Origin of the sequence: Bradyrhizobium sp. S3.2.6 (genome assembly GCF_040546885.1) — a bacterium.
Lineage (GTDB): Bacteria > Pseudomonadota > Alphaproteobacteria > Rhizobiales > Xanthobacteraceae > Bradyrhizobium > Bradyrhizobium cytisi.
In genome coordinates this window covers 523,908-550,291 of sequence record NZ_JBEPOS010000002.1, presented here as the reverse complement: position 1 = coordinate 550,291, position 26,384 = coordinate 523,908, and the positions used below count along the sequence as shown (strand labels likewise).

Genomic DNA, 26,384 nt, shown 5'->3' with positions numbered 1-26,384 from the left:
ATGTCCAAGATCCCCCTGCAATTTCGTCACAATGGCCGCGACGTCGCGATCTTCGTCGACGGCGGCACCAATCTGCTGGTCGCGCTGCGCGAGCTGATCGGCGACATGACGCCCAAATTCGGCTGCGGCCAGGGCGGCTGCGGCACCTGCAGCGTGCTGATCGACGGTGAGCTTCACCTCTCCTGCCTGACGCTGGCGGAAACCGTCGCCGGCCGTTCGGTGGAGACGCTTGACGGCATGAAGCAGGGCCCGAACCTGCATCCGCTCCAGCGCGCCTTCGCCGACAATTTTGCCGCCCAGTGCGGCTATTGCACCCCGGGCATGCTGATGGCCGCAAAGGCCCTGCTCGACCGCAACCCGTCGCCGAGTCGCGACGACGTCATTGAAGCCATCTCCGGCAACATCTGCCGCTGCACCGGCTACGAGCCGATCATCAACGCCATCCTCGCCGCCGCCAGCGGCCGGGTCAGCGCCTAAGGGAACGTGACCATGCTGGAACTGCGCAAGGACATCTTCGCCGACGAGCGCGACGACAATCTGAAGGAAATCGGCAAGGGCACCCAGCGCCAGGACATGCTCGGCCATGTCACGGGCACGTCGAGCTATTTCAACGACCACATGCTGCAGGGCATGTTGCATCTGAAGGTCGTCCGCTCGACGCAGGCGCATGCCAGAATTCGCCGCATCGATACCACCGAGGCCGAGCGCTCCGCCGGCGTACGCCGGATCATCCGCGGCACTGATGTGCCGGTTAATCTCAACACGCTTCTGAGCCTGATCAATTTCGGCAAGGACGACGAGCCGTCGCTCGCGGTCGACAAGGTCCGCTACAAGGGCGAACCGATCGTCGCCATCGTTGCCGACAGCGAGCGCGAGGCCTTCGAGGCCATCGCAAAAGTCAAGGTCGACTACGAGCCGCTGGCGGCGGTGTTCGACGTCGAGGATGCGTTGAAGCCCGGCGCGCCCGTCGTCAACGAAACCTATCCCAAGAACACCTTCACCTATCACGAGACCTACGACCACCAGAGGCTCCGCTTCGGCGATGCCGACGCGGCGTTGGCGACCGCCGACCACGTGCTGGAGCAGCGCTACCAGATGTCGCCGATCGAGCACGCCCCGACCGAGACCAACGGCGCGATCGCGGCGCCGGACACCAACGGCCGTTATGTGGTCTACACCTCGACCCAGGCGCTGTTCTTCTCGGTCGACACCTGCGCCAAGATTCTGGACGTGCCGTCCAACACCTTCCACTTCATCGGCGGCACGGTCGGCGGCGGCTTTGGCGGCAAGGTGGACACGCTGACCGAGCCGCTCGCCATTCTCGGCGCGATGCTGACCGGACGGCCCGTGCGCTATGTGTTCGGGCGCGAGGAGGAGATGCAATACGGCCCGCCGCGCGGCGCCGAGCGCATCTATATCAAGGACGGCGTGATGCGCGACGGCCGCGTCGTCGCGCGCAAGATCCGCTGCTACTTTGACAGTGGCGCCTATACGCGGCTGTCCAGCTACGCCGCAGTGAAATGCGCAGCGCATTTGCCGGGTCCCTACACCATCCCCAACGTCTACGGCGACGTCTACTGCGTCTTCACCAACCGCACGCCGGCGACCGCCATGCGCGGTTTCGGCGTGACCGCGATGGACTTTGCGATCGAGTGTCAGATGGACAAGCTGGCGCACCTCGTCAACATGGATCCGATGGAGTTCCGCATCCTCAACGCCTATCGCGACGGCGACATGAAGGCGCACCGGCGCGAAGCCAAGAACACCGCGCTGATCGAATGCGTCCAGGTCGCGGCCGAGAAAGCCAAGTGGCCGCTTCGCGAGGAGTTCAAGCGAGCATCCTCGCGCAAGGACGGCGGCGGCAGCCGCGCCGTGATCCCGCCGACCCCGACGGATTCTTCGCGCGTACGGCCCACCACTCCGGCGCAGCAGCGCACCAGCTACGACCGGCTTCCGCCCACCGTCACCCGCGAACCGCCGCGCGAGCCGCCACCACCTCCTCCGCCGCCGCCGCCGCCCTCGCCGCGGCCGGCCACGCCCTCGCATGGCGCGACCCGTTTCTCCTCCGTCTTTGGCACCAGGAGGCGCTAGATGACCCGGCATCGCGGACGCGGCATCGCGTCGATCAACTATCCCATCGGCATGAATCTGGGCGGCGACCCCAGCCAGGCGCTGGTGCATTCGAATCCCAGCGGCAAATTCACGGTGGCGCTGTCGTCGATCGACTTGGGACAGGGCATGAAGTCGGTGACGCGGCAGATCTGCGCGGAGACGCTGGGCGTGCCGGTCGAGGACGTCTATGTCGACACCGCGGATTCCGACACCGGCCCGCATTGCATGGGCTCGTTCGCCTCGCGCGGCACCCATCGCGTAGGCAACGCGGTGATGGCGGCGGCCCGCGAGGCTCGCGGTGTCATGATGGAAGCTGCGGCCGAAGAGCTCGAGGTCAACGCCGCCGATCTCGAGACCGACGGGCGCGGCAACATCCACGTCAAGGGCGCGCCGCATCGCTCGATCTCGACCAAGGACGTCGCGATCGCCGCGCAGTTCAAGCAGGGCAAGACCATCTCGGGCCGCGGCATCTTCCTGGTGCCGCTCTCTGAAGTGAATCCGGAGACCGGCGAGATGTCGCCCGCCACCTGCTACGCCCATGCCTGCCTGGTCGCCGAGGTCGAGGTTGACGACGAGACCGGCGAAGTTGCGATGGTGCGGATGGATTCGGCCTACGAGCTCGGCCGCGCGCTCAACCCGCGCCTGGTCGAGCAGCAGCTTGTCGGCGGCGCCTGGATGGGCGTCAGCCACGCGCTTTACGAGACCCCGGAGCCATATTATCCCGAGCCCGTGCACGGCCCGCGCGACTTCGTCGAATATCTGATGCCCGGCCCCGGCGACATCTGCCCGCATGACATTGCGGTGCTGGAGCGCCCTGCCCCCGACGGTCCATTCGGCGCCAAGGGTCCGGGTGAGATGTGTGCGAACCCCGTGCTGCCGGCGATCGCCAATGCGATCTTCAACGCGGTCGGTGTACGCATCGACGATCTGCCGATTACGCCGGAAAAAGTGTTGCGTGCGATCAAGGCCCAGGGCGGCACGCGGCCGCAGGCGCGGCGCTAGAGGGCCCGGTTCATGGCGGTCCGCAGCAACATCGTCGGCATCGACAGCCCGGAGGCGCTGGAGAAGGCGCTGCGCGCCGCCTATTACCTCGCCGACGAGGGCCTCGCGACTGCCGCCTACCTCGGCCTCGCGCTTGGCAAGCCGCTGCTGCTTGAGGGCGCGCCTGGCGTTGGCAAGACGGAAGCCGCAAAAGCCATCGCCGCCGTGCTCGGCCGCCGGTTGATCCGCCTGCAATGCTACGAGGGGATCGACGCCTCCGCGGCGCTCTACGAGTGGAACTACCCGCGCCAAATGCTCGCGATCCGCCAGGCCGGCGACGAGAGCATCGACATCTATGGCGAGACATTTTTGATCGAGCGTCCCATGCTGGCGACCCTGCGGGCGCCGGACTCGACCGTGCTGCTGATCGACGAAATCGACCGCGCCGACCAGGAGTTCGAGGCCTTCCTGCTCGAATTTTTGTCCGACTTCCAGATTTCGATCCCCGAGCGCGGCACGGTGCGCGCCACCGAGCGACCCGTCGTCGTGCTGACCTCGAACCGCACACGCGATTTGCACGAGGCGTTGCGCCGCCGCTGCGTCTACCACTGGATCGACTATCCCACCGAAGAGCGGGAGGCACGCATCGTCATGCTGCGGGCCTCCAGCGTTGCGGAGGCGACCGCGCGCGCCGTCGTCGCGGCCGTCGGCAGGCTCCGTCGCGAGCCGCTAAGCAAAGCGCCGGGCATCGCCGAAGCCGTCGACTGGGCCGAAGCCGCAACGCTGCTCCACAAGGGCGGCGCCCGCTGGCCCGACGCCTTCAGGCGCTCGATCGGCGTGGCGCTGAAGGATGAGGAGGATCTGCATTTCATCTCGCCCCGGCTCGACGCCATGCTCGCGGAGGCAACCGCATGAGCACCGACCTCCAACTGCCACAGGCCGCCCGCATCTTCGTCTCCTTCGTTGCACTCATGCGCGCCAACAGCTTTGCCGTCGCCCCGGAGCAGACCACCGCGTTCCTGACCGCGATCGAGTTGCTCGGCCCACGCGACCTCGGGGATATCAGACAGGCGGCACTGGCCACTCTCGCTCCACCGCCCGAACGCCGCGCGAGTTTTGACCGCCTGTTCGACCTCCACTTCCGCGGCAGCGAAGCGTTGGAGCGCGTCGATGATGGCGAGGACGACGAGACCGTCAGGCTACAGGAAGAGGGCCGCGGCGACGAGGAGCCGCTGCTCTCCGAGGAGGCCAATGAGTCCGGCCTGACCGCCACCCGCACCGAGGCGCTGGTTGAACGCCGCTTTGCGCAGCTTTCCACGACAGATGCACTCCGCCGCCTGTCGCGCGAGGCTCCCCGGCGGCTGCCGCGGCGGCGCGGCCATCGCCGCATGCGCGCCCGTCGCGGTCCCTTTGCCGATCTCCGCCGCAACTTGCGCGACTCCGTCCGGAATGACGGCGAAATTCTGCGGCTCGGCCATATGAAGCGACGCCAGCGCCCGCGAAAGTTCCTGCTGCTGATCGACGTCTCCGGCTCGATGAAGAGCCGTACTGAGGAGAACATGAAACTCGCTCATGCGCTGGTCCAGGCTACGCCCAATGTCGAGGTCTTCACCTTCGGCACCCGGCTGACCCGCGTCACCCGCTCGTTGCGACTGAAGCGGCGCGAGCAGGCGTTGAGTGCGGCCGCGCATCTCGTCAGCGACTGGGACGGCGGCACCCGCATCGGCGACGCGCTGCGGGCCTTCCTCGCAGTGCCGCGGTTCGGCGGGTACGCGCGAGGGGCGGCCGTGGTCATCGTCTCGGACGGGCTGGAGCGGGGCGAACCCGATGCCCTCCGTGACGCCGTGGCCAAACTGTCGCGGCGCGCGTGGCGCGTGAGCTGGCTGACACCGCTCGCGACCGGGCCGGGTTTCCGTCCGCAGACGGAAGCGCTGGTTGCCATCGAGCGTTTCGTCGACGACCTCGTCGACGGCGGATCCAGCGCGTCGATCGTCGCGCACGTACTGGCACTGGGACGAAGGAGAGTTGCGTGACCGGAATTGTCGACGGGCATCATCACATCTGGCGGCAGACCGATCTGCCCTGGCTGGTCGGCCCAATGCAGCCGCGCATCTTCGGACCCTACGAGGCGGTCCGGCGCGACTATCCGATCCAGGAATATCTCAACGACCTCGAGGGCAGCGGCGTCACCCGCTCGGTCTACGTCCAGACCAACTGGGCCAACGACCGCTTCGAGGACGAAGCCGCCTGGGTGCAGCAGACCGCCGACGAGCACGGCTGGCCACATGCCATCGTCGCCTATGCCAATTTCGCGGTCGACGACGTGCGCCCGCAGCTCGACCGCCTGAAGCGCTATCCGCTGGTGCGCGGCGTACGCATGCAGCTGCACTGGCACGAGAACCCGCTCTATCGCTTCGCCGCAAAGCCCGATCTCTGCATCGATCCCATGGTCCGTCGCAACATTGCGCACCTCGCCGACTACGGCTGGAGCTTTGATCTCCAACTCTTCGCGCCTCAGATGCCGGATGGAGCGCAGCTTGCGGGGTCCTGTCCCAAGGTGACCTTCGTCCTTCAGCATGCCGGCATGCACGAGGACCTTTCGCCTGGGGGGCGCGCTGCCTGGCGCGCCGGGATGGCCCGGCTCGCGACGTGTCCGAACGTGGTCTCCAAGCTGTCGGGGCTCGGCACGTTCATCCATCGCAACGACCCCGCGCATATCGCCGCCGTCGTCACCGACACCGTCGCGATCTTCGGCGCCGAGCGCTGCCTGTTCGGATCCAATTTCCCGATCGAGAAGTTGTGGACCAGCTATCGCGAACTGGTCGACGCATTTCGTACAGCGGCAGCCCCGCTGAGTGCCGCGCAACGAGATGCGATCTTCAGAGGCACCGCAACGCGTGTCTATCGGCTTTGACAGATAAAAGCAGAACAGGGAGGGAAACGAATGGCGCTGGAGATCAAGATCCTCGACTACGGCGATATCGAGCTGGAATCGAGCTTCCTGGTGCTTGGCCGCGACTGCGGCCGCACCCGCCGCGTCCTCACGCTGGGCTTTTTGATCCTCGGCGGCAAATATCCGATCGTGGTCGACACCGGCTATCGATCCAACCAGATCACGGAAACGCTGGGCATGCGCGGCTTGCAGTACCACGAGAACATGATCGAGAACCAGCTCGCACGCCACGGTGTGCGCATGGGCGATGTCCGCTTCGTCTGCCACACCCATCTGCACATCGACCATGCCGGCAAGGACGATCTGTTCCCTATGAACACGACTGTCGTCCTCAACCGCAAGGAGCTGGAATATTCGGTTTCCGGCCTGATGCATCCGCAATATCCGGCACCCGACATCAAGCACCTGATCGACCGCCTGCACACCAAGAGCGCGCTGCGCTTCCTCGACCTCGAGATCACCGGCCCGATCGAGCTGATGCCCGGCGTCTATTGCGACGCCGCCAACGCCCATACCGAGGGCTCGATGAACATCATCGTCGAGACCGCCGACGGCATCGCTACCATCTGCGGCGATGTGATCTACGATATCAATGACCAGATCGTCACGCCCTTCAACGAGATCCACGACTGGGAGCCGCGCACGACCGGCAATCACGGCACCAGCAAGCGCGCGGAGAAGGCCGCGATCAAGAAGCTGCTCAGCAACTCGCGCTATCTGCTGCCGGTGCACGACCGCCCCGCCAAGATCGAAGGCGGCAACGTCGTGGGCCGTCTCCAGGACCAGGTGCCGGGCCCGATCGTGCAGTCCCTGCCCGCGCGGAACTGGTTTCCGGCTTGAGATGATCTTGAGGACCGACCGATGACACACGTCACCTTGCGCTCCGAATTCGAGACGCTGATCGACCCTTACGCGCCGGTCGGGCAGGTCGGCACAGGTTTTGACTTCACGGAAGGGCCGATCTGGCATCCCGTTGATCACTACCTTCTGTTCTCGGACATGCCGGGCGACGTGCGCCGGCGCTGGGATGCGCGGCGCGGCGTTGCCGAGGTCAAGCGTCCGTCGAACAAATGCAACGGCATGACTTACGATTCCGAGCTCAACCTGATCGTCTGCGAGCACGCGACCTCGTCGCTGATCCGCGAGCGGCCGGACGGACGGCGCGAGGTGCTGGCCTCGCACTTTGGCGGGCAGGAGCTCAACAGCCCCAACGACGTCTGCGTGCACTCGTCCGGCGCGATCTATTTCTCGGATCCCTGGTACGGCCGCATGCCGGTCTACGGCGTCGAACGGCCGCGCCAGCTCGGCTTCCAGGGCGTCTATCGCGTGGTGCCCGGCAGCGAGCCCAAGCTGGTGGTCGACAGAACCCTGTTCGATCAACCGAACGGACTGTGCTTCTCGCCCGACGAGACATTGCTTTATGTCAACGACACCGTGCAGGCGCTGGTCCGCGTCTTCGACGTCAATGCCGACGGCACGTTGTCAAACGCGCGGGTGTTCGCAAGCGGCATCCGCTCCGAGCTGGAGCCGGGCCTGCCCGACGGCATGAAGTGCGACCAGCACGGCAATGTCTGGGTCACCGCACCCGGCGGCGTCTGGGTCTATTCGCCGCATGGTGAGCTGCTTGGAAAAGTTCGCGTGCCCGAGCTCGTCGCCAACCTCGCCTGGGGCGGACCGGATTTCCGCACGCTGTACCTGACCTCGACGCATTCGGTTTATGCCATCCCGACCAAGGCCGGCCCGCGCCACGAGCCCTACATGAGCGGCAGGCGCAGTGGTGGCGGCACCACGAGCGCCGGCCCTGCCGCCGCGGCGCCAATCCTGGCCGATGGCGAGTTGCGCCTCGATCCAAACCGCTGCGCCATGATCATCCAGGACCTCCAGAACGACGTCATCATGGACGGCGGCGCCTTCGCCGAGTCCGGCGCGCCAGGGCACGCGAAGCAGCAGCATGTCGTCGAGAATGTCCGCCGCCTCGCGGAGGCCGCGCGTGCCCGAGGCGTGGTCATCATCCACGTCTGGTTCGTGGTCGAGCCCGGCGCACCCGGCGTGACGCTGAACGCGCCGCTGTTCGAGGGTCTCGTCGACAGCAAGGCGATGGTGCGCGGCAGCTGGGGCGCGGCGCCGGTCTCCGGCCTCGAGCCGCGGCCCGGCGACTTCGTCGTCGAGAAGATGCGGATGAGCGCCTGGGAAGGCACGCGGCTCGAGACGATCCTCAAAGCCACCGGCCGCGACATGATCATCAACACCGGCGCCTGGACCAACATGTCGGTCGAGCACACCGCGCGCACCGGTGCCGACAAAGGTTATTTCATGATCGTGCCGGAGGACTGCTGCTCGACCATGAATGCCGACTGGCACTCGGCCTCGATCAACTTTGCCATGCAGAACGTCGCGGTGGTCACCCGCGCGGACGCCGTCATTAGAGCGCTGGGATGAGTGGCGGTGAAGCTTCTGCACCTCTCCTGCTCCCCACGCGCCGATTCCGAGTCGAGCGCCGGTGCACGGACGTTCCTTGACGGCTTTCGCCAGGCCCGCCCCGACTGGGACATCGACCTCGTCGATCTCTGGCGCGAGCGCATGCCGGAATTTGCAGGCCCCATCGTCGAGGCCAAATATGCGCGGATGAACGCGCTGGCCTTCAACGACGCGCAGCGGGACAGCTTTGCGCAGGCCGAGCGGATGGCGCTGCGCTTTTCGCTGGCCGACCGCGTGCTGATCTCGACGCCGATGTGGAATTTCGGCATCCCCTACAAGCTGAAGCAGTGGTTCGACATCGTCATCCAGCCCGGCCTGACGTTCCGATTCGATCCGGCGCAGGGTTACCTTCCTTTGCTGAAGGATCGGCCGACGATCGTCATCCTCGCCTCTGGCAGCGACTTTGCCACCGGCATGAACCGCGGCCGCATCGACATGGCGACTCCGTACCTGCGCGAGGCGCTTCGTTTCATAGGCGTCAGCGACGTGCGCTTCGTGCCGATCGGCCCGACGGCAGGCCCGGCCGAGCCGATCCGTGCCGCCCGCGACACCGCCCACCGCCGCCTTGCCGAGATAGCGAAGCGGTTCTGAGCTGCGCTCTTGTCACCCTTGCAGCGACTGAAGATCCGGCATCCCCGATTCAACGGCGGTCGGGATATCAGGCGCGCTGCTCAATCGCTTGTCGGGTGTGACCGCGAGTAGCCGTATCTTGCCCGCCTGACTCAAGAACCCTTGGCCACCGCTAGCCTCCCGCAGCCGCCGCACGTCGCGGCAGCTTCCAGTCCGGCCGGATGAAATGGCAGGTGTAGCCGTCGGGATAGCGTTCGAGATAATCCTGATGCTCGGGCTCGGCCTCCCAGAATTCGCCGGCGGGGGCGACTTCCGTCACCACCTTGCCGGGCCACAGGCCCGATGCCTCGACATCGGCAATAGTGTCTTCGGCGACGTGCTTCTGTTCATCTGACGTGTAGAAAATCGCGGAGCGGTAGCTCGTGCCGAGATCATTGCCCTGACGGTTGAACGTCGTGGGATCGTGGATCTGGAAGAAGAACTCAAGCATGGTCCGGAAGCTGGTCTTCGCGGGATCGAACATGATCTCGATTGCTTCGGCGTGGCCTTCGTGATTGCGATAGGTGGCGTTCTTCACCCGACCGCCGGTGTAGCCGACCCGCGTCGAGATCACGCCAGGCTGCTTGCGGATGAGATCCTGCATGCCCCAGAAACATCCTCCAGCCAAAACTGCGCGCTCTGTCGTCATTTGATGCTCCATCTGCTTCATCGGGATTGCCGCGATTCAAGCGGAAACACCCCATCCTCGACGGCCTCTCGCCCAGGACTTTGCCTTCATCAGGCCGATGCCGGCAAGTCCTGGTGCCGGCAAATCCTGGTGCCGGCAAGTCCTGGTGTCGGCAAGTCCTGGTGTCGGCAAGTCCTGGCGCCGGCAAGTCCTGGCGCCGGCAAGTCCTGGCGCCGGCAAGTCCTGGCGCAGCTCCCAATATTCGGCTAGGTCAATTTGGCGTCGAGCGTAATCGTCGCGTTGAGCACTTTCGACACCGGACAGTTCTTCTCGGCCTCGCCGGCGATACGGGCAAAACCGGCGTCGTCGAGGTTGGGCACTTTGGCGCGCAAGGTCAGCGCCGACTTGCTGATCTTGAATCCCTTCCCTTCGGGATCGAGGGTAACCGCGGCCTCGGTGGAGAGCTCAGTCGGCGTGAAGCCAGCGAGCTGAAGACCGAAGGCCAGCGCCATCGTGAAGCAGCCGGCGTGGGCCGCTGCGATCAATTCCTCGGGATTGGTGCCCTTCTCGTTCTCGAACCGCGTCTTGAACGAATAGGGCGTCTCGGCGAGCACGCCGGATTCGCTCGATAGATGGCCGGTCCCATCGCGGCCGGTGCCCTGCCATACTGCCTTTGCCTTGCGGATCATCTCTTTCTCCTGGTTTTGCTTGCCTGCTTGCGCACCGCGCCGACGGAAGGCTATCCCGGCGTCACCGCGGTGTCGCCCTTCAACCGTTCGAGCGCCGGAGCGGTTCCGTCAAATACCGACCTGTCCGGCGTGGAAGCCTAGGCCTAGCCGGATTTCGACGTCGCCCGCGCGGTGGAAACCACGCGCCGCTCCAGCCGGATGTCTTCAGCCGCGACAGATGATCAGCTTGCGATCGACGTTGGCTGAAGAGGTTCTTTATCCCGCCGGCAGCGCATCGAGGTGGCAGGCCACCCACTGTTCGCCCCCAGCCGAACGAAGCTGCGGCTCTTCGGTCCGGCAGCGATCGAACACGTAGGGGCAGCGGGTGTGGAAGCGGCACCCGCTCGGCGGATTGATCGGGCTCGGCACGTCGCCGCCGAGGATGATGGGGTTGCGCTGCGCACCGGGCTCCGGCAACGGAACTGCCGAGAGCAGCGCCTTGGTATAGGGATGCCTGGGCGCCGCAAATATCTCCCGGCGCGGCGCCACCTCGACGATCTTGCCGAGATACATCACCGCAACGCGGTGGGTCATGTGCTCGACGATCGCGAGGTCATGGCTGATGAACAGCAATGCCAGCCCGAACTCGCGCTGAAGATCCTGCAAGAGGTTGACGATCTGCGCCTTGACCGAGACGTCGAGCGCCGAAACTGCCTCGTCGCAGACGATCAGCTCCGGCTCGGCCGCGAGCGCCCGTGCAATGCCGATGCGCTGACGCTGGCCGCCGGAGAATTCGTGTGGCCTGCGGTTGAGCGCTTCCCGCGGCAAGCGCACCGTGTCCATCAGCGCGGTCACGCGCGTCTCGAGGTCGGCCGCGGATTTGGCGAGGCCGAAATTGCGGATTGGCTCCGCGAGGATGTCGCGCACGCGCATGCGCGGATTGAGGCTCGAGAACGGATCCTGGAACACCACCTGCATGCGTTGCCGCATCTGGCGCATCGTGCTCGGATGCGCGTCGTCGATGCGCTGGCCATCGAGGATCACCTGGCCCGACGTCACGTCGAACAGCCGCAGGATTGCGCGGCCGACCGTCGACTTGCCGCAGCCGGATTCGCCGACCAGCGACAACGTCTCGCCGCGCGCAATCTCGAACGACACGCCGTCGACCGCGTAGACCCATTCGGACTTGCGCCCGAACAGGCCGGTCTTGACCGGAAAATGCTTCTTGAGGTCGTTGACCTGGAGCAGCGGGGGGCTCATGCCGCAACCGCTCCCTTGGCGGCGTAATGGCAGGCAGCGATGTGGCGCGGCGCCTTTTCCTCGAGACCCGGCGCATATTGCCGGCAGAGATCGGTCGCGAGCGCGCAGCGGCCGGCGAAGACGCAGCCGGTGATGGGCTTGCGCAGATCGGGCACCTGTCCGGGAATCTCGGCGAGCCGCCTCGCGGCGCCGGTCAGCGAGGAGCCGAGCCTCGGCACCGCGCCGAGCAGGCCCTGCGTGTAGGGATGGCGCGGCGAGCGGAACAGCTCGGCGACCGGCGCCTCCTCGACTTTACGGCCGGCATACATGACCATGACGCGTTCGGCGATTTCGGCGACCACGCCGAGATCGTGCGTGATCAGGATGATCGCCGCACCGACACGGCGCTTCAAATCCAGCATCAGCTTCAGGATCTGTGCCTGGATTGTGACGTCGAGCGCGGTGGTCGGCTCGTCCGCGATCAGGAGCTTCGGATTGCAGGCGAGCGCGATCGCGATCATCACGCGCTGACGCATGCCGCCGGAAAGCTGGTGCGGATATTCGCGCACGCGCCGTTTCGGCTCGGGAATGCCGACCAGCGTCAACATCTCGATCGCGTGCGCCTCGGCGGCCTGCTGGTCCAGCCCCTGATGGATCATCAGCGTTTCACGGATCTGACGGCCGACGGTCAGCACCGGATTGAGGCTCGTCATCGGTTCCTGAAAGATCATCGAGATGTCGTTGCCGCGGATCGCGCGCATCTCGCGATCTGAAAGCTTCAAGATATCTTTGCCCGCGAAGCGGATGGCGCCTGCGATCCTGCCCGGCGGCTCCGGGATCAGCCGCATCAGGGACATCGAGGTCACCGACTTGCCGCAGCCGGACTCCCCGACGATGGCCAGCGTCTCGCCCTCATTGACGTGGAAGGATACGCCGTCGACCGCGCGGTTGATGCCGCTGGGCGTGCGGAAGTGGGTCTGCAGATTCTCGACTTCGAGCAGTGCCATCGCGATCAGCCTCGATACATCAGAGGCTCTTGGCCATGCGCGGATCGAGCGCATCGCGAAGGCCGTCGCCCAGCAGGTTGACCGCGAGCACGGTGACGGACAGGAATGCCGCCGGGAAGAACACGATATAGGGCTTGACCTGCCACAGCGCGCGGCCCTCGGCCATGATGTTGCCCCAGGACGGAATGGTCGGCGGCGTGCCGGCGCCGATGAAGGACAGGATCGCCTCCGTGATCATCGCGCTGGCGCAGATATAGGTCGCCTGCACCAACATCGGCGCCAGCGTGTTGGGCAGGATATGGCGCAGGATGATCATCGGCGTGCGCGTGCCGCAGGCTACCGCCGCATCGACATAGGGCTGTTCGCGCAACGACAGCACGACGCTGCGGACGAGGCGCGAGACGCGCGGGATCTCGGCAACGGTGATCGCCAGGATGACGTTACCGACGCTGCCGCGCGTCAAGGCCATCAGCGCGATCGCCAGCAGGATCGGCGGGATCGACATCAAACCGTCCATGAAGCGCATCAGGATGCCATCTGCCCAGCGGATGAAGCCGGCGACGATTCCGATGGCAAGACCCGCCGCGGAGGCGAATATCGCAACGGACAGACCGACCGTGAGCGAGACCCGCGCGCCAAACAGCACGCGCGAGTAGATATCGCGGCCGAGCACGTCGGAGCCAAACCAGAAAACAGCCGAGGGCGCGCGGGTCCGCTTGGCTGGCGCGAGCGCGGTCGGATCGACCGTGCCGAGATAGGGCGCAAAGACCGCGATAAGAACTAGCATCAGCAGCAGCGCGCCGCCGATGGCGACCGTCGGATGGCTGCGCAGAAAACCGACGACGCCACGCCGGATCACGACGGGCCGAAGGATTTCGGGCAGTTGAGGCGCGACGACGAGGCCGGCCGGGAGCGCGTGCGGGTTGACGGTCATGTCGGTCAATAGCGGATCCTCGGGTCAACGATCGTATAGGTGACGTCGATCATCAGATTGACCAACACGTAAACAAAGCTGAACAGCAGCACGATGCCCTGGATGACGGGATAGTCGCGGCGCAGGATCGCATCGATCGTCAGCCGCCCAAGGCCCGGGATCGCAAACACGCTTTCAGTCACGACCGCCCCGCCGATCAAAAGCGCGATGCCGATCCCGATCACAGTGACGATCGGCACGGCTGCGTTCTTCAGCGCATGAACGAAGAGGATGCCGCCCTGCCCCAGGCCCTTGGCCCGCGCCGTGCGGATATAGTCCTGCTGCAGCACTTCGAGCATGGTCGCGCGAGTAATGCGCGCGATCAGCGCGATGTAGACGCAGCCGAGCGCGACCGCCGGCAGGATCAGATTTTGCAGCCAGGGCCAGAACCCCTCCGTGAGCGGCGTGTAGCCCTGCACCGGAAGCCATTCGAGCTCCAGCGCGAAGATATAGGCAAGGACATAGCCGACAACGAAGACCGGCAGCGAGAAGCCGAACACGGCGAACGCCATGATGGCGCGGTCGATCAGGCTGCCAGCCTTCCACGCGGCCACGACCCCGAGCGGCACCGCGACCACGATCGTGAGCAGCAGCGTGACCATCATCAGCGACAGCGTCGGCCCCAGACGCTGGCCGATCATCGTCGAAACCGGCAGGTTGGTGAAGATCGAGGTGCCGAGATCGCCATGCAGGATACGCCAGACCCAGCTTCCGAACTGGATCAGGAAGGGTCGATCGAGGCCGAGGCTCTGGCGGATGCGCTCCACATCCTCCGGGCTTGCCTGGTCGCCCGCAATCACCACGGCGGGATCACCCGGCGCGATGTAGAGCAGGCTGAACACGAACAGCGCGACGATTGCCATCACTGGCAGGGTCGAGACGATGCGCCGGAGGATGTAGGAGAGCATCTGGCTTCAGCGCGCGGTCATGCGGATTTCGACACGCCCCAGAAGAACGGCAGCGGCCCTTTCGCGATGCCGGAGATGTTCTTGCGCCACGCCGTGTAGCTCAGGAAGAAGCCGGTCGGGGCGTAGACGACGTCATCGAGTGCGGCCTTGTTGAGGCGGCCGATGGCGGCCTTCTCCTCATCGAGGTTCTTGGCCTCGAACCAGGACGAGACTTCCTTCTCGGTATTGGGGCTGCTGGGCCAGCCGAACCAGGCCTTGTCACCGTTGGCGCGAATGGCGGTGTAGGGCGCGGGATTGATGCAATCCGCGCCGGCGTGCCAGGTGTGGAACATGTTCCAGCCGCCCTGTCCCGGCGGCGTCTTCGCCGCACGACGCGAGCCGACCGTGCCCCAATCGGTGGCGACGAAGTCGACATTCATGCCGAGCTGCTTGAGGAGGTCCGCGGTAACGTCACCCTGCGCCTTGGTGATCGGCTGGTCCTGCGCCACCAGGCACGTCACCGGCTGGCCGGAATAACCGCTCTCGGCGAGCAGCTTCTTGGCCGCATCGAGATCGCGCTTGCCCTTCAGGATCTCGCCGCCAATCTCGGAATAGAGCGGCGTGTCCGGCGTGAAGTAGCCGGGCAGCGGCTTCCACAGCGAATTGTCGTCGCCGACGATGGCGCGCATATAGTCTTCCTGGCTCATGGCCATCAGCACCGCACGTCGCGCCCGCACGTCGTTGAAGGGCGGGTACAGGAAGTTCATGCGGAACGAGCCGATATTGCCGAGGGGATCGCCGATATCGACGCTGATGTTCTTGTTCTTCTTCAGGACCGGAACGAGGTCGGCGATCGGGCTCTCCCACCAGTCGACTTCGCCGTTCTGCAGCGCGGCCGCTGCGGTCGCCGCGTCCGGCATCACGATCCATTCCACGCGATCGATCAGGATCTGCTTGCCGCCGGCGAGCCACGACGCCTTCTCTTGCCGCGGCGCATAATCGGCGAATTTCTCGAACACGGCTTTCGCGCCGGGGACCCACTCGCTCTTGGCGAACTTCATCGGCCCGGAGCCGACATAGTCACCAATCTGCTTGAACGGGTCGGTCTGAGCGATCCGCTCCGGCATGATGAAGGCGCAAGGCGAGTTGTTCTTCGCGAGCGCGTAGAGCAACTTCGGGAAAGGCTGCTTCAGCACCCATTTGAAGGTGCGGTCGTCGACCGCGGTGAGCTCCTGCTGGAGCGCCTTGATCATCAGACCCATCGGATCGCGCGCCGCCCAGCGCGCAAGACTCGCGACGACGTCCTTGCTCAGCACCGGCTCGCCGTCATGGAATTTGAGCCCCGATCGCAGCTTGAACGTCCAGGTCGTGCCATCGTCGGTTACTTCCTCGGATTCGACCATCTGACGTTGCGGTTGAAGCGAAGAATCGATGCCGTAGAGCGTATCCCAGACCAGCGCCGCCGCGTTGCGCACGACATATTGGGTGCCCCAGATCGGATCGAAATTGGCGAGATTGGCCTGTGGCACGAAGCGCAGGGTGCGGGCTGAGGCGCCTTGTGCGATCGCAGGCGCCGAGACGCCACCCGACAATGCCAGACCGCCCGCGCCGGCCAGTCCCTTCAATACGGTCCTGCGATCCATGAAATCCTCCCGGTAATGCCGTGATGCCGGCCGTGTTGGCCAAGGGCAGGTGAAACAGAGCCCATTTGCGTGCAAATGGTATGCCAGTAACCGCGGGGCCGCCAGCGGGTTCTCATCGCCTTTTGGGCCTATCGTTGCGCAGCAGCACGGACGAGACCGCGCCAAGGACACGCGAGGTGCTGGTCCGCGACGATCCTCATCGCGCGCGGTCCGCGATCACAGCAGTTTTGCTCCGAAATTCCGCTCAGGATCCATGTCCGCCACCAGCCGGCCCGTCGGCTTTGCCGCCTCGCCGCCGCTCCGCGCCAGGAATTTGCCGCTGCCGGCGCTGGCGAGGCACTTGTCGCCGTCGACGATCACGCGGCCGCGCGAGAGCACCGACATCGGCCACCCCTTCAGCTTGCGGCCCGCAAACGGCGTGTAACCGGCAAGATCGTGCATCATGTCGTCCGCAATCGTGGTCTCGCGATTGGGATCCCAGATCGCGATATCAGCATCCGCGCCGACCGCGATCGAGCCCTTGCGCGGATGCAGATTGTAGATTTTTGCGGGTGCCGTCGCGGTCAGCTCGACGAACTTCTCAAGACCGAGCCGTCCTTTCGACACCATCGCGTCGAACAACAGCGGCAGCCGCAGCTCCAGTCCCGGCAGGCCGTTCGCGACCTGCTTGAAGTTCGGATTGGGGCCAGCACGCAGCTTGCCGGTCTCGTCGTAACGATACGGCGCGTGGTCCGATGAGATGGTCTGGAGATCGCCGAGCGAAAGCGCCTGCCACAGCGCCTCCTGGTCCGAATGCGTGCGCGGCGGCGGGCTGCACATCCACTTCGCCCCCTCCGCGCCGGGCTTGTCGAGATCATCAGCCGTGAGGAACAGATATTGCGGACAGGTCTCGGCAAACACCTTGAGCCCCTGCCCGCGCGAATCGCGGATGACCTTTGCGCCCTCGGCGGTCGAGACATGGAAGATCATGATGGGCTGATCGATCAGCGCCGCCATGCCGATCAGCCGGGTGAAGGCTTCGGCTTCAGACACACGCGCGTGGCTGACGGCGTGGTATTTCGGCATCGTGTAGCCGCGCACGAGCAGCCGCTTCACCATCCAGGCGATGATGCCGTGATTTTCGGCATGGGCGCACAACATCGCGCCGGACTGGCGTGCGGCGAGGAGAATGTCGAGCAGCGGCTCGTCGTCGACCTTGAGCCGGTCGTAGGTCATGAAGATCTTGATCGAGGCGTGCCCCTGCCTCACCAGCGCCGGAATGTGCTCCTCGACCGTCTCCCTGGTCGCGTCCGCGATGATCATGTGAAAGGCGTAGTCGATCACGGCGCCTTTCTTTGCAAGCGCGTGATAATCCTCCACCACCTGCGGCAGCTTCATGCCGACGTGCTGGGCCGCGAACGGGATCACCGTGGTCGTACCGCCAAACGCCGCCGACACGGTCGCGCTTTCAAAAGTGTCGGCATTCATGATGCCGGCCGCGGACAGCTGCTCGATATGCGCATGACTGTCGACACCGCCGGGCAGCACCAGCTTGCCGCGTGCGTCGATCTCGCGCTTGGCGGACGGAAGCCCGCGGCCGATGGCTACGATGGTCTCGCCGGAGATTGCCACATCGGCCTCGAACACATCGGTCGTGGTAGCGACGCGGCCGCCGCGGATAATCAGATCGTAAGTGGGTTCAGTCATGAGGCACTCCATGATAGGCCTGAGCGAAATGATTGCCAGTTTGCAGGAAGACCATGGGCATCATTTCTCCGGCGGCGGCACCGCGCCGGTACGGCTGGTGATCAGGCCGTAATGCTCGATGCGACGGTGCTGTGCAAAATTGAAGATCGTGGTTTTGCCGAAGGTGGTGGCCTCGAGATCGCAAGGATGGACAAGTAGCTCGTCGCCGTCCGTCCGGGCTTCGGCAACGATCTCGCCGTCGGGATCGACGATCAGACTGCCGCCAAACAACGCATGGCCGTCCTCGACGCCAGCCTTGGCCACCGCGACCACCCAGGTTGCGTTCTGATACGCGCCGGCCTGCACGGAGAGGCGGTTGTGAAACAGGCGCTTCTCGACGCCCTCCTCGCTTCGCTCCGCATTCACCGATGGCGTGTTGTAGCCTATCAGCACCATCTCGACACCCTGCAGGCCCATGACGCGATAGGTCTCCGGCCAGCGGCGGTCGTTGCAGATCGCCATACCGATGATGCCGCCCAGCTCGCGCCAGACGTTGAAGCCGAGATCGCCCGGCTCGAAATAGCGCTTCTCCAGATGCTGGTGCGACCGATTGGTGTCGTATTCCGCATGGCCGGGCAAATGGACCTTGCGATATTTGCCGACGATCTTGCCAGACTTGTCGGTGAGGATCGCCGTGTTGAAGTGGCGGCCGTCGGGCGTCAGCTCGGCATAGCCGAAATTCATTGCCATCTGATGCTGCGCGGCACGCTCGAACAGCGGCTTGGTCGCAGCGCTCGGCATCTCGCGTTCGAACCAGCTGTCGAACTCCGCCCGGTCCTCTGCGTACCAGCGTGGGAAGAACGTTGTCAGCGCCAGTTCCGGATAGACGATCAGGTCGGCGCCTTTGGCCTTGGCTTCGTCCATCAGCGCGATCATGCGCTTGACCACGGCCTCGCGGCTGTCGGCCTTCTGGATCGGGCCCATCTGGGCGGCGGCAACATTGACGATACGCATCAGCGAGTTCCTGATTATTTGAAAAATTTCTTGGCGAGGCTGGGGATCGCAGCTTCTGGGGGGCGGCACGCGCAGCATAACGCAGCCTCACGCCATTTTTCCAGCCAAGCAGCTTTCATGCCGCGCCCTCCGTTCAGCGGACAAGCCGCTCCATCCGAGTTACAAGCATGCGGAACCTCTCTCTTCGCTTCGGTTTATACCTGCGCCCCCCTCTCCTCTTCCCCAATCCCCTCCGGAGCTTTGCGAATGACATCAGCCGACCGTCCGGCGACGCGGCTCGCCACGCGCCTCTCGTTCCTGGTCGCCGGCTTCGGCATTGCGTGCTGGGCGCCGCTGGTGCCGTTCGCGAAGCAACGGCTCGCGGTCGATGACGCGGTCCTTGGCTTGCTGCTGCTCAGCCTCGGTATCGGCTCGGTCATCGCGATGCTCGCAACCGGCATCTTGAGCGCACGCCACGGCACCAAGCCGATCATCATCGCGGGCGGAATTGCCCTCGCCCTGGTGTTGCCCCTGCTGGTCATCGCCGGCACGCCCCTGACATTGGCGATTGCCTTGCTCGCATTCGGCGCTGCGCTCGGCTCCATCGATGTCGCCATGAACATCCATGCCGTCGAGGTCGAACGCGCGGCAGGACAACCGCTGATGTCGGGCTTTCATGCGCTCTTCAGCATTGGCGGGTTCGCCGGATCCGCGGTGATGACGGCGCTGTTGTCGTTTCATATTGGACCGCTCGCGAGCGCATTGATCTGCGCCGTGCTGATGCTGATCGCGATGGCGCTCGCCTGGCCGCGCCTGCTGCGTTCGGCGCAGGCGCAGGAGGGACCGCTGTTCGTGCTGCCGCATGGCATCGTGCTGCTGCTGGCGTTGCTGGCGGCCATCACCTTCCTGATCGAAGGCGCGATGCTCGACTGGGGCGCGTTGCTCGTCATCGGGACGGGCCTCGTCAGCGAGGCCCAGGGCGGGATCGGTTACATCGTGTTCTCGATCGCGATGACCATTGGCCGGCTCGGCGGCGACGCCGTCGTGGCACGCATCGGCGATCGCACAACGCTGGTCGGGGGAAGCCTGCTTGCCGTCGCGGGCCTTGCAGTGTTGTTGCTCGCGCCGAGCAAGGCCGTTGCCATCGCCGGTTTCCTGCTCATCGGTCTCGGCGCCTCGAACCTCGTGCCGGTGCTGTTTCGTGGCGCAGCCATGCAGACCGCGATGCCCACGGGGCTCGCGGTGGCATCGATCACCACCGCCGGATATGCCGGCGTTCTGGTTGGCCCCGCCGGCATCGGCTTTATCGCCCACGCCACCGGGCTGCCGATGGCATTCTGGATGCTCGCGGCGCTGATGTGCCTCGTCACGCTGTCCGCGCGCGCCGTGACCACAAAATAGCAAAGCGCGCCACAGCATCATCTTCCCGTCACACCAGGCTCGACTTGCCGCGGCTCAGCACCTCGCCCGCGCCCTTATCGCCGACGATCCTGCCCTGCTCGTACACGACCCGGCCCCGCGCGATGGTGGTGACAGGCCAGCCGGTGACGTCAAAGCCTTCCCAGGGCGTGTAGTCGGAGCCGTGGTGCAGATCGACCTGCCGGATCGGCTTCTTGAGCTTCGGGTCCCATAGCACGATATCGGCGTCGAAGCCGATTCCGATCGAGCCCTTGCGCGGATAGAGCCCGTAGATGCGGGCGTGGTTGGTCGCGGTCAGCTCGACAAACTTCTGCAGCGTGATCCTCCCCTTCGAGACTCCCTCGGAGAACAGGATCGGCAGTCGCGTCTCGATGCCGGGGATGCCATTCGGCACCCAGCGGAACGAGGTGCGGGCATTCGGCGTCAGCTTGCCCTTGGGATCGTCGTAGCGGAACGGGCAGTGGTCGGACGAGAAGGTCTGAAACACCCCGGTGGTGATGCCTTCCCAGATCGCCTGCTGGCTCTCGGCATCGCGCGGCGGCGGCGAGCAGACATATTTGGCTCCTGAGATGTCCATGTTCAGGCCCTTCATGTCGTCGGCCGTCAGCGTGATGTATTGCGGGCAGGTTTCGGCATGCACCGGCAGGCCGCGCTGCTGGGCCCACCGTATCTGCTCCATCGCCTCGCGCCCGGAGACGTGGACGATCATGATGGGGACGCCGATCACCTCGGCATGGCTGATGGCGCGATGCGTCGCCTCGCGTTCGACGGCCTGAGGCCGCGAGCTGCCATGATAATAAGGCGCGATGTGGCCCTCGCGTTCGAGCTTCGTGGTGAGGAAGCGGATGGCATCATAGCCCTCGCAATGGACCATCACCAGCGCCTCCTCGCGGCGTGCGACATCGAAGACCTCGAGAAGCTGCTTGTCGCTGAGCACAAGGTCGTCATAGGTCATGAACACCTTGAACGAGGTATAACCGTCCTTGACCAGCGCCGGCAGCTCCTGGCCGAGCACGACCGCGGTCGGATCGGAGATGATGAGGTGGAAGGCGGTGTCGATGTAGCACTCGCCCTCCGCGAGATTACGGTAGTTCTCCACGCAGGTCCGTAGCGACGTCCCCTTCTCCTGTAGCGCGAAGGGCAGCACCATGGTGTTGCCGCCAGCTGCGGCTGCGCGCGTCGCCGAGGCGAAATCGTCGGCCATCACGACGTCGGGGCCCTGGGCTTGAGAGATGTGGACGTGGCTGTCGATCCCGCCCGGCAGCGCCAGCAGCCCCGACGCGTCGATCTCGCGTGCCGCGCCTTCGATGCTGTCGGCGATGGCGACGATCTGGCCGTCGCGAATGCCGATATCGGCGCGAAACTCGTCGCTGGCCGTCACGATGGTGCCGCCGCGAATGGTGAGATCGAGCTGCGTCACTTGACCTTGAAGCACTTGCGTCTCCGTCACTTGATGATCGGCATTGTCTGGAATATGCGCCCCCACGACATAAGGGTCGCGATGTCGCCGCCGGCGAGGCTGAGGCTTCGCCACAGCGTGACTGCAACGGAGTCAAGCACAACGATATTCAGCTCCTGCTCGAGCGAGGCCGCAAGCGCGGCACCGTCCAGATTGGTGCAAAGGATGACGACGGCGTCGGCGCCCTCCGCCGCCACCACGCGGATCATGTCCGCGATCGTCGCGGACGCGACCTCGCCAAAGGCGAAGTTATCGCGCAGGCCGAGGTGACGCTCGGCGTGTGGCGCGATGCCCTCCTCGGCCCAGACCTCGCCAATCCGCCGCTGCACGTCATCGGTATAGGGCGAGACCAGACCGACACGTTTGGCTCGAAGCGCGCGGACGGCGTCGATGCAGGCCAGCGTCGAGGTCGTTGCCGGCACGCCAGTGCGCGCCGTGATCGCGTCGCAAAGGCCCCTGTCGCGGCCGATGCCGAGCCAGCTCGCCGACGTACCGTTCCAGGCGATGGCGTCGACCTTGGCATCGGCCAGCAGGTCAGCGGCCGGCAGCATCACCGATGCATCGAACTGGCTCAGCGCTGCCACGTCGAGCGCGATCTCGGTGACGCGGAAACGGGAGAAATGGGCGGTAACGCCGTCGATGCCCTGCAGCATGGCGCAGGTCGCGGGCTCCAGTACCGAATTGGAGGACGGCGTGATCATGCCGAGACGCTTGCGCAGGACTGACATCGATCACGGACGCTCCATTGCGAAGGCGCGATTGCGCCCCTCGAAAGATCATCCTTGCCGGCATCGCGCTGCGCAAGCCGCAATCTGCATGCTGCATACAATTTATTCGATATGCATTTGTTTTGAGCCACATACGTCGCAAATTTGGGCACCGCATTTGGTGGGGAGTGGATAGGGTCATGCGCAGGCAGGAAGCCCGCGTGCAGCAGAAATCCGAACCAAGCCCCGGACGAAAATCGCCCAAGCTCAAGAGGAGGGGCTTGCATGAGCGCGCCGCCACGCGGATGCGGACGATGATCATTCGCGGCGAGCTGCCGCCGGGAGCGCAGACCCAGGAGACAAAGCTGTCGAAAGAGCTGGGCGTATCGCGCACCCCTTTGCGCGAGGCGATGAAGGTGCTCGCCGCCGAAGGATTGATCGAGCTCCGTCCCAACCGCAGCCCGCGCATCGCCGATATCGCGGTCGACGGCATCTCGGAATTGTTCGAGGCGCTGGCCGGCATCGAGCGACTTGCCGCAGAGCTCGCCGCGGAGCGTGCCACCGAGCGCGACCTTGCCCGCTTGCGCACGCTTCAGACCCGGATGGAGGGTCATCACCGTAACGGCAAGCTCGACGACTACTTCGCCATCAACGGCGAGATCCACAACACCATCGTCCGTATGGCCCGCAACAAGCCGCTGCGCGAAGCGCATGAGATGCTGATCTCCCGCGCCGAGCGCGCGCGCTACCTCGCACTCGGTGCCGACCGCCGCTGGAGCAATTCGGTCGACGAGCACGCCGCTATTCTTGCCGCGCTCGAGGCGCGCAACGGCGAGGCGGCCGGCCGCCTGCTCGGCGCTCATGTCGCACGCACCGGGACGGCGCTGCTCGAAGTCCTCGCCAAATCCCAACCCAGGCGGACGGCGTCGCAATCATGAAGCTTCTGCTGCTCAACCCGAACACCAGCATCGAGGTCACCCGGCTGATGGCGGGCGTCGGACAGCGCGCGGCGTCCCCCGGCACCGAGCTGATCCCCTGCACCGCGACGCGCGGTGTGCCCTATATCTCGACGCGCACCGAGGCCCAGATCGGCGGCGCCATCGCGCTGGAGATGCTGGCCGAGCAGCAGCGGAACGTCGACGCCGCAATTATCGCGGCTTTCGGTGACCCCGGCCTGTTCGCCGCACGCGAGACCTTTGACATTCCCGTGGTCGGCATGGCGGAAGCAGCGATGCTCACGGCCTGCATGGCCGGACGCCGCTTTGCCATCGTCACTTTCGCACGGGCCTTGGGGCCCTGGTACGAGGAATGCGTCCGCGCCCACGGGCTGTGGGAGCGCTGCGCCGGTATCCGAATGCTCGATACGCCGTTTCAAGCGATCTCGGAGGTCGGCACCGAAAAGGAGGATGTGCTCGTCGATCTCGCCCAACGCGCGATCGACGAGAACGAGGCCGACGTCCTGATCTTTGCGGGCGCCCCGCTTTCGGGGCTTGCCGAGCGCGTCGCCCACCGCGTCCCGGTTCCTGTGGTTGATCAAGTGGTCGCCTCAGTGAAGCAGGCCGAGGCGCTGGTTGCGCTGCGCCTGCGCAAGGCTACGGCAGGGACGTTCCGAAGGCCCGCTGCCAAGCCAACCATTGGCCTTGCCGAGGTGCTCGCCGCCCGGCTCGAGCATCGCGACAATGAGTGAGAAGGGTCTGACGATGCGAGAGGTACGATCGGTCTTCAATCGCACGGCTGGCGGCAGACTGGGGCACGAGACTTGCTTTCTTTCCGGGGAGAACGGGAGGCAACACCATGGCTGATACGCCAGGCGGGCGATCGCTCGTCGTCGACGCGGTAACCCATCGCTATCACAGCGGCGCGCTTGCCGTCGAGAACATCAATCTCGACATCAAGGGCGGCGAGATCATCGCACTGCTCGGGCCCTCCGGCTGCGGCAAGACGACACTGCTGCGCATCATCGCCGGCTTCATTGCACAGACCCAGGGGCGGATCATCATCGGCGATCACATCGTCGATGCGCTGCCGCCCAACCGCCGCGCCGTCGGCATCGTGTTCCAGAACTACGCGCTGTTTCCGCACCTCTCGATCAGCGAAAATGTCGGCTATGGCCTCGCCGCCCGCGGCGTCGACAAGGCGTCGCGCCAGCGTGAGGCGCAGCGGCTGCTAGAACTCGTGCAGTTACCCGCAATGGCGGAGCGGCTACCCCGGCAACTCTCCGGTGGCCAACAGCAGCGTGTCGCGCTCGCCCGTGCGCTCGCGATCAAGCCGTCGATCCTGCTGCTCGACGAGCCCTTTGCCGCGCTCGACAAGAATCTGCGGCTCGACATGCAGATCGAGGTCAAGCGGTTGCAGCGCGTCTCCGGCATCACGACGCTGATCGTGACGCATGACCAGGAAGAGGCACTATCGATGGCCGACCGTGTCGCCGTGCTGAGCCATGGCAAGCTCGAGCAGTTCGGATCGCCGTCGGACGTCTATGACCGTCCGCAGACCTTGTTCGTCAACACCTTTGTCGGTTCCAGCAACCGCATGCCGGGCGTCGTGGTGTCCGCGGACCGCACGGCTGCAAAGGTGCGGCTCGACGCCGGCGCGGAGATCATTGTGCGACCCGCGGCCACCCTCACCGAAGGCGGCCGCGTCACGGTGTGCATCCGCCCCGAGCATCTGCAATTCGTCGGCGACGAGACGGGCTTTGCCGGCGTGGTCGGCATGTCGCTGCCGCTGGGAGCCACCGTCGTGCACGAAGTGACGACCGCCGACGGCTCCGGCGTCAAGATTTCCCAGGCGCGCATCGGCGGGACGCGCGCGCTGGAAAACGGTGCTGCGGTGCGCCTCGCGCCGCTCGCCCCGTCGCTCGCCAACGCCTTTCCCGCAACGCTTTAGATCCGGACATAGTCCACAGGGAGTTCGACATGATCCTCAACCGCCGAAGCCTGATGACAACCGCACTCACCCTCGGCGCCATGAAGGCGTTTCCGGGGCTGAGCTACGCCCAGGCCCGCCCACTGGTGTTTGCGACCTTCACCGGAAGCTGGGAGGAAGCGCACAAGGCCGTGCTGGTGCCGGCGTTCCGCAAAGCCAACGCGGACGCGGCGATCGTGCTCGATCCGATGCTGTCGGTCGACCAGATCGCGAAGATCAATGCCGCCAAGGCCAATCCGCCGATCGACGTGATGCTGCACGATCCCGGTCCGGCGCTTGTCGCGATTGGCCAGGATCTCGCAGAATCCTATCCGGTCGAGAAGAGCGCCTATTTCAAGGACCTGATCTCGGAAGCGCAGGAGCCGATGGGCCCCGCCCCATTCTTCCAGGTCGTCGGCCTCACCTACAATCCGGAGGCTATCAAGACGCCGCCGACCTCCTGGGCCGATCTGTGGAAGCCGGAATTCAAGGGCCGCGTCGGCATCACCAACCTCAATTCGACGCTCGGCACCGGCTGGCTGGTCGAGATCGCCAAGATGCGCGGCGGCTCGGAGGCCAATGTCGATCCCGCCTTCAAGGCGCTCGAAGAGCTGAAGCCCAATCTGGCCGCGGTCGCCGCCAATCCCGGCGCGCTCGCCACCCTGTTCCAGCAGGGCCAGATCGACATCTCGCCCGGCAATTTCAACGCCATCCAGATCCTGAAAGCCCGCGCCGTGCCGGTCGAGTTCGTGGCGCCGAAGGAAGGCGCGATCGCCTTCAAGACCACGATCCACATCGTCAAGAACTCGCCCAACCGCGAGCTCGCCTTCAAGCTGATCGAGGCATCGCTGAGCCCGGAGGTGCAGACCGCGCTGATGAACTCGCCCTATCTGATCGTGCCGACCAATTCCAAGGTGGCGATGGGCGGCGAGATCGCGCGTGTGCTCGCCAAGGACACGGCCGAGCTGAAGCAGAAATTCGTGTTCCAGGACTGGAAGAAGATCAATGAGCAGCGCTCAGCCTGGATCGAGCGCTTCAACCGCGAGATCAAGATCTAGC

At 65.2% G+C, this 26,384-nt stretch carries 25 protein-coding genes and 1 pseudogene; 14 read left to right on the top strand and 12 right to left on the bottom strand.

Features of this window, described 5'->3' with window-relative positions; genetic code table 11:
• Genes ABID58_RS06850 through ABID58_RS06810 form a run of 9 tightly spaced genes read left to right on the top strand, consistent with a single transcriptional unit; the run spans position 1 to position 9,115 of the window.
• A complete protein-coding gene (locus ABID58_RS06850) occupies positions 1-477 on the top strand; it encodes a (2Fe-2S)-binding protein (protein WP_354032039.1) in 477 nt (158 codons plus the stop codon).
• A gap of 12 nt (positions 478-489) precedes the next feature.
• Entirely contained in the window at positions 490-2,091 is a 1,602-nt protein-coding gene (locus ABID58_RS06845) for a xanthine dehydrogenase family protein molybdopterin-binding subunit (RefSeq protein ID WP_354032038.1), read from the top strand.
• Positions 2,092-3,114, top strand: coding sequence for a xanthine dehydrogenase family protein molybdopterin-binding subunit (locus ABID58_RS06840; RefSeq protein ID WP_148755469.1), 1,023 nt, complete (start codon positions 2,092-2,094; stop codon positions 3,112-3,114).
• 12 nt (positions 3,115-3,126) lie between these two features.
• Positions 3,127-4,008 carry an AAA family ATPase gene (locus ABID58_RS06835; RefSeq protein ID WP_354032037.1) on the top strand — a complete coding sequence of 294 codons (882 nt, stop codon included), beginning with the start codon at positions 3,127-3,129 and terminating at the stop codon, positions 4,006-4,008.
• The gene (locus ABID58_RS06830; RefSeq protein ID WP_354032036.1) at positions 4,005-5,126 is read left to right on the top strand and encodes a vWA domain-containing protein; all 1,122 of its coding nucleotides are present in this window, start codon (positions 4,005-4,007) and stop codon (positions 5,124-5,126) included. The genes ABID58_RS06835 and ABID58_RS06830 overlap by 4 nt, the downstream gene beginning before the upstream one ends.
• Positions 5,123-6,007, top strand: a complete 885-nt coding sequence (locus tag ABID58_RS06825) for an amidohydrolase family protein (RefSeq protein WP_354032035.1) — start codon at positions 5,123-5,125, stop codon at positions 6,005-6,007. The genes ABID58_RS06830 and ABID58_RS06825 overlap by 4 nt, the downstream gene beginning before the upstream one ends.
• Positions 6,008-6,037: 30 nt before the next feature.
• A complete protein-coding gene (locus ABID58_RS06820; RefSeq protein WP_354032034.1) occupies positions 6,038-6,886 on the top strand; it encodes an MBL fold metallo-hydrolase in 849 nt (282 codons plus the stop codon).
• Between the two features lie 21 nt (positions 6,887-6,907).
• A complete protein-coding gene (locus ABID58_RS06815; RefSeq protein WP_354032033.1) occupies positions 6,908-8,485 on the top strand; it encodes an isochorismatase family protein in 1,578 nt (525 codons plus the stop codon).
• Entirely contained in the window at positions 8,486-9,115 is a 630-nt protein-coding gene (locus ABID58_RS06810) for an FMN-dependent NADH-azoreductase (protein WP_354032032.1), read from the top strand. It begins immediately after the preceding gene.
• Between the two features lie 27 nt (positions 9,116-9,142).
• On the opposite strand, the pseudogene ABID58_RS06805 reads toward ABID58_RS06810, so the two are convergent.
• The 10 genes and pseudogenes from ABID58_RS06805 to ABID58_RS06760 form a co-directional block, all read right to left on the bottom strand.
• Positions 9,143-9,250 (bottom strand): annotated as a pseudogene (locus ABID58_RS06805) (tripartite tricarboxylate transporter substrate binding protein); the annotation flags it as partial.
• A gap of 16 nt (positions 9,251-9,266) precedes the next feature.
• Positions 9,267-9,782 (bottom strand): peptide-methionine (S)-S-oxide reductase MsrA, encoded by a 516-nt coding sequence (gene msrA, locus ABID58_RS06800; protein WP_148755476.1) that lies wholly within the window; start codon positions 9,780-9,782, stop codon positions 9,267-9,269.
• A gap of 245 nt (positions 9,783-10,027) precedes the next feature.
• Positions 10,028-10,450, bottom strand: a complete 423-nt coding sequence (locus ABID58_RS06795; RefSeq protein WP_148755477.1) for an OsmC family protein — start codon at positions 10,448-10,450, stop codon at positions 10,028-10,030.
• Positions 10,451-10,705: 255 nt separating this feature from the next.
• Complete coding sequence (locus ABID58_RS06790) at positions 10,706-11,689, bottom strand: ABC transporter ATP-binding protein (RefSeq protein ID WP_148755478.1); 984 nt, start codon at positions 11,687-11,689, stop codon at positions 10,706-10,708.
• Positions 11,686-12,675, bottom strand: a complete 990-nt coding sequence (locus tag ABID58_RS06785; RefSeq protein WP_187435349.1) for an ABC transporter ATP-binding protein — start codon at positions 12,673-12,675, stop codon at positions 11,686-11,688. Before ABID58_RS06785 ends, ABID58_RS06790 begins: the two co-directional genes overlap by 4 nt.
• 19 nt (positions 12,676-12,694) lie before the next feature.
• The gene (locus ABID58_RS06780; RefSeq protein WP_354032031.1) at positions 12,695-13,618 is read right to left on the bottom strand and encodes an ABC transporter permease; all 924 of its coding nucleotides are present in this window, start codon (positions 13,616-13,618) and stop codon (positions 12,695-12,697) included.
• Positions 13,615-14,556 (bottom strand): ABC transporter permease, encoded by a 942-nt coding sequence (locus tag ABID58_RS06775; protein ID WP_148755481.1) that lies wholly within the window; start codon positions 14,554-14,556, stop codon positions 13,615-13,617. The genes ABID58_RS06780 and ABID58_RS06775 overlap by 4 nt, the downstream gene beginning before the upstream one ends.
• A gap of 17 nt (positions 14,557-14,573) precedes the next feature.
• Positions 14,574-16,178, bottom strand: a complete 1,605-nt coding sequence (locus ABID58_RS06770) for an ABC transporter substrate-binding protein (protein ID WP_354032030.1) — start codon at positions 16,176-16,178, stop codon at positions 14,574-14,576.
• A 216-nt stretch (positions 16,179-16,394) separates the two neighbouring features.
• The gene (gene hydA / locus ABID58_RS06765) at positions 16,395-17,864 is read right to left on the bottom strand and encodes a dihydropyrimidinase (protein WP_354032029.1); all 1,470 of its coding nucleotides are present in this window, start codon (positions 17,862-17,864) and stop codon (positions 16,395-16,397) included.
• Between the two features lie 60 nt (positions 17,865-17,924).
• Positions 17,925-18,857 carry an N-carbamoyl-D-amino-acid hydrolase gene (locus tag ABID58_RS06760; RefSeq protein ID WP_354032028.1) on the bottom strand — a complete coding sequence of 311 codons (933 nt, stop codon included), beginning with the start codon at positions 18,855-18,857 and terminating at the stop codon, positions 17,925-17,927.
• Between the two features lie 246 nt (positions 18,858-19,103).
• On the opposite strand from ABID58_RS06760, the gene ABID58_RS06755 reads away from it, so the two are divergent.
• Positions 19,104-20,237: an MFS transporter gene (locus tag ABID58_RS06755; RefSeq protein ID WP_354032027.1), complete on the top strand. Its 1,134-nt coding sequence runs from the start codon at positions 19,104-19,106 to the stop codon at positions 20,235-20,237.
• 28 nt (positions 20,238-20,265) lie between these two features.
• Here the strand turns inward: ABID58_RS06755 and hydA (ABID58_RS06750) are convergent, their stop codons facing one another.
• Together hydA (ABID58_RS06750) and ABID58_RS06745 are read right to left on the bottom strand one after the other, a co-directional pair.
• Positions 20,266-21,690 (bottom strand): dihydropyrimidinase, encoded by a 1,425-nt coding sequence (gene hydA, locus ABID58_RS06750; RefSeq protein WP_502916383.1) that lies wholly within the window; start codon positions 21,688-21,690, stop codon positions 20,266-20,268.
• 11 nt (positions 21,691-21,701) lie between these two features.
• Positions 21,702-22,442 carry a maleate cis-trans isomerase family protein gene (locus ABID58_RS06745; protein ID WP_354032026.1) on the bottom strand — a complete coding sequence of 247 codons (741 nt, stop codon included), beginning with the start codon at positions 22,440-22,442 and terminating at the stop codon, positions 21,702-21,704.
• Between the two features lie 179 nt (positions 22,443-22,621).
• On the opposite strand from ABID58_RS06745, the gene ABID58_RS06740 reads away from it, so the two are divergent.
• The 4 genes from ABID58_RS06740 (at position 22,622) to ABID58_RS06725 (ending at position 26,383) form a co-directional block, all read left to right on the top strand.
• Positions 22,622-23,359, top strand: a complete 738-nt coding sequence (locus tag ABID58_RS06740) for a GntR family transcriptional regulator (RefSeq protein ID WP_354032025.1) — start codon at positions 22,622-22,624, stop codon at positions 23,357-23,359.
• On the top strand, positions 23,356-24,108 hold the full coding sequence (locus ABID58_RS06735) for an aspartate/glutamate racemase family protein (RefSeq protein WP_148755488.1): 753 nt from the start codon (positions 23,356-23,358) through the stop codon (positions 24,106-24,108). The genes ABID58_RS06740 and ABID58_RS06735 overlap by 4 nt, the downstream gene beginning before the upstream one ends.
• A 107-nt stretch (positions 24,109-24,215) precedes the next feature.
• Entirely contained in the window at positions 24,216-25,307 is a 1,092-nt protein-coding gene (locus ABID58_RS06730) for an ABC transporter ATP-binding protein (protein ID WP_354032024.1), read from the top strand.
• A gap of 29 nt (positions 25,308-25,336) precedes the next feature.
• On the top strand, positions 25,337-26,383 hold the full coding sequence (locus tag ABID58_RS06725) for an ABC transporter substrate-binding protein (protein WP_354032023.1): 1,047 nt from the start codon (positions 25,337-25,339) through the stop codon (positions 26,381-26,383).
• Position 26,384: the final 1 nt, after the last annotated feature.

Coding starts and splice junctions, on each gene's coding strand:
- ABID58_RS06850 (WP_354032039.1), top strand. CDS start 1: ATGTCCAAGATCCCCCTGCAATTTCGTCACAATGGCCGCGACGTCGCG.
- ABID58_RS06845 (WP_354032038.1), top strand. CDS start 490: ATGCTGGAACTGCGCAAGGACATCTTCGCCGACGAGCGCGACGACAAT.
- ABID58_RS06840 (WP_148755469.1), top strand. CDS start 2,092: ATGACCCGGCATCGCGGACGCGGCATCGCGTCGATCAACTATCCCATC.
- ABID58_RS06835 (WP_354032037.1), top strand. CDS start 3,127: ATGGCGGTCCGCAGCAACATCGTCGGCATCGACAGCCCGGAGGCGCTG.
- ABID58_RS06830 (WP_354032036.1), top strand. CDS start 4,005: ATGAGCACCGACCTCCAACTGCCACAGGCCGCCCGCATCTTCGTCTCC.
- ABID58_RS06820 (WP_354032034.1), top strand. CDS start 6,038: ATGGCGCTGGAGATCAAGATCCTCGACTACGGCGATATCGAGCTGGAA.
- ABID58_RS06815 (WP_354032033.1), top strand. CDS start 6,908: ATGACACACGTCACCTTGCGCTCCGAATTCGAGACGCTGATCGACCCT.
- msrA (WP_148755476.1), bottom strand. CDS start 9,782: ATGACGACAGAGCGCGCAGTTTTGGCTGGAGGATGTTTCTGGGGCATG.
- ABID58_RS06795 (WP_148755477.1), bottom strand. CDS start 10,450: ATGATCCGCAAGGCAAAGGCAGTATGGCAGGGCACCGGCCGCGATGGG.
- ABID58_RS06790 (WP_148755478.1), bottom strand. CDS start 11,689: ATGAGCCCCCCGCTGCTCCAGGTCAACGACCTCAAGAAGCATTTTCCG.
- ABID58_RS06785 (WP_187435349.1), bottom strand. CDS start 12,675: ATGGCACTGCTCGAAGTCGAGAATCTGCAGACCCACTTCCGCACGCCC.
- ABID58_RS06775 (WP_148755481.1), bottom strand. CDS start 14,556: ATGCTCTCCTACATCCTCCGGCGCATCGTCTCGACCCTGCCAGTGATG.
- ABID58_RS06770 (WP_354032030.1), bottom strand. CDS start 16,178: ATGGATCGCAGGACCGTATTGAAGGGACTGGCCGGCGCGGGCGGTCTG.
- hydA (WP_354032029.1), bottom strand. CDS start 17,864: ATGACTGAACCCACTTACGATCTGATTATCCGCGGCGGCCGCGTCGCT.
- ABID58_RS06760 (WP_354032028.1), bottom strand. CDS start 18,857: ATGCGTATCGTCAATGTTGCCGCCGCCCAGATGGGCCCGATCCAGAAG.
- ABID58_RS06755 (WP_354032027.1), top strand. CDS start 19,104: ATGACATCAGCCGACCGTCCGGCGACGCGGCTCGCCACGCGCCTCTCG.
- ABID58_RS06745 (WP_354032026.1), bottom strand. CDS start 22,442: ATGTCAGTCCTGCGCAAGCGTCTCGGCATGATCACGCCGTCCTCCAAT.
- ABID58_RS06740 (WP_354032025.1), top strand. CDS start 22,622: ATGCGCAGGCAGGAAGCCCGCGTGCAGCAGAAATCCGAACCAAGCCCC.
- ABID58_RS06735 (WP_148755488.1), top strand. CDS start 23,356: ATGAAGCTTCTGCTGCTCAACCCGAACACCAGCATCGAGGTCACCCGG.
- ABID58_RS06730 (WP_354032024.1), top strand. CDS start 24,216: ATGGCTGATACGCCAGGCGGGCGATCGCTCGTCGTCGACGCGGTAACC.
- ABID58_RS06725 (WP_354032023.1), top strand. CDS start 25,337: ATGATCCTCAACCGCCGAAGCCTGATGACAACCGCACTCACCCTCGGC.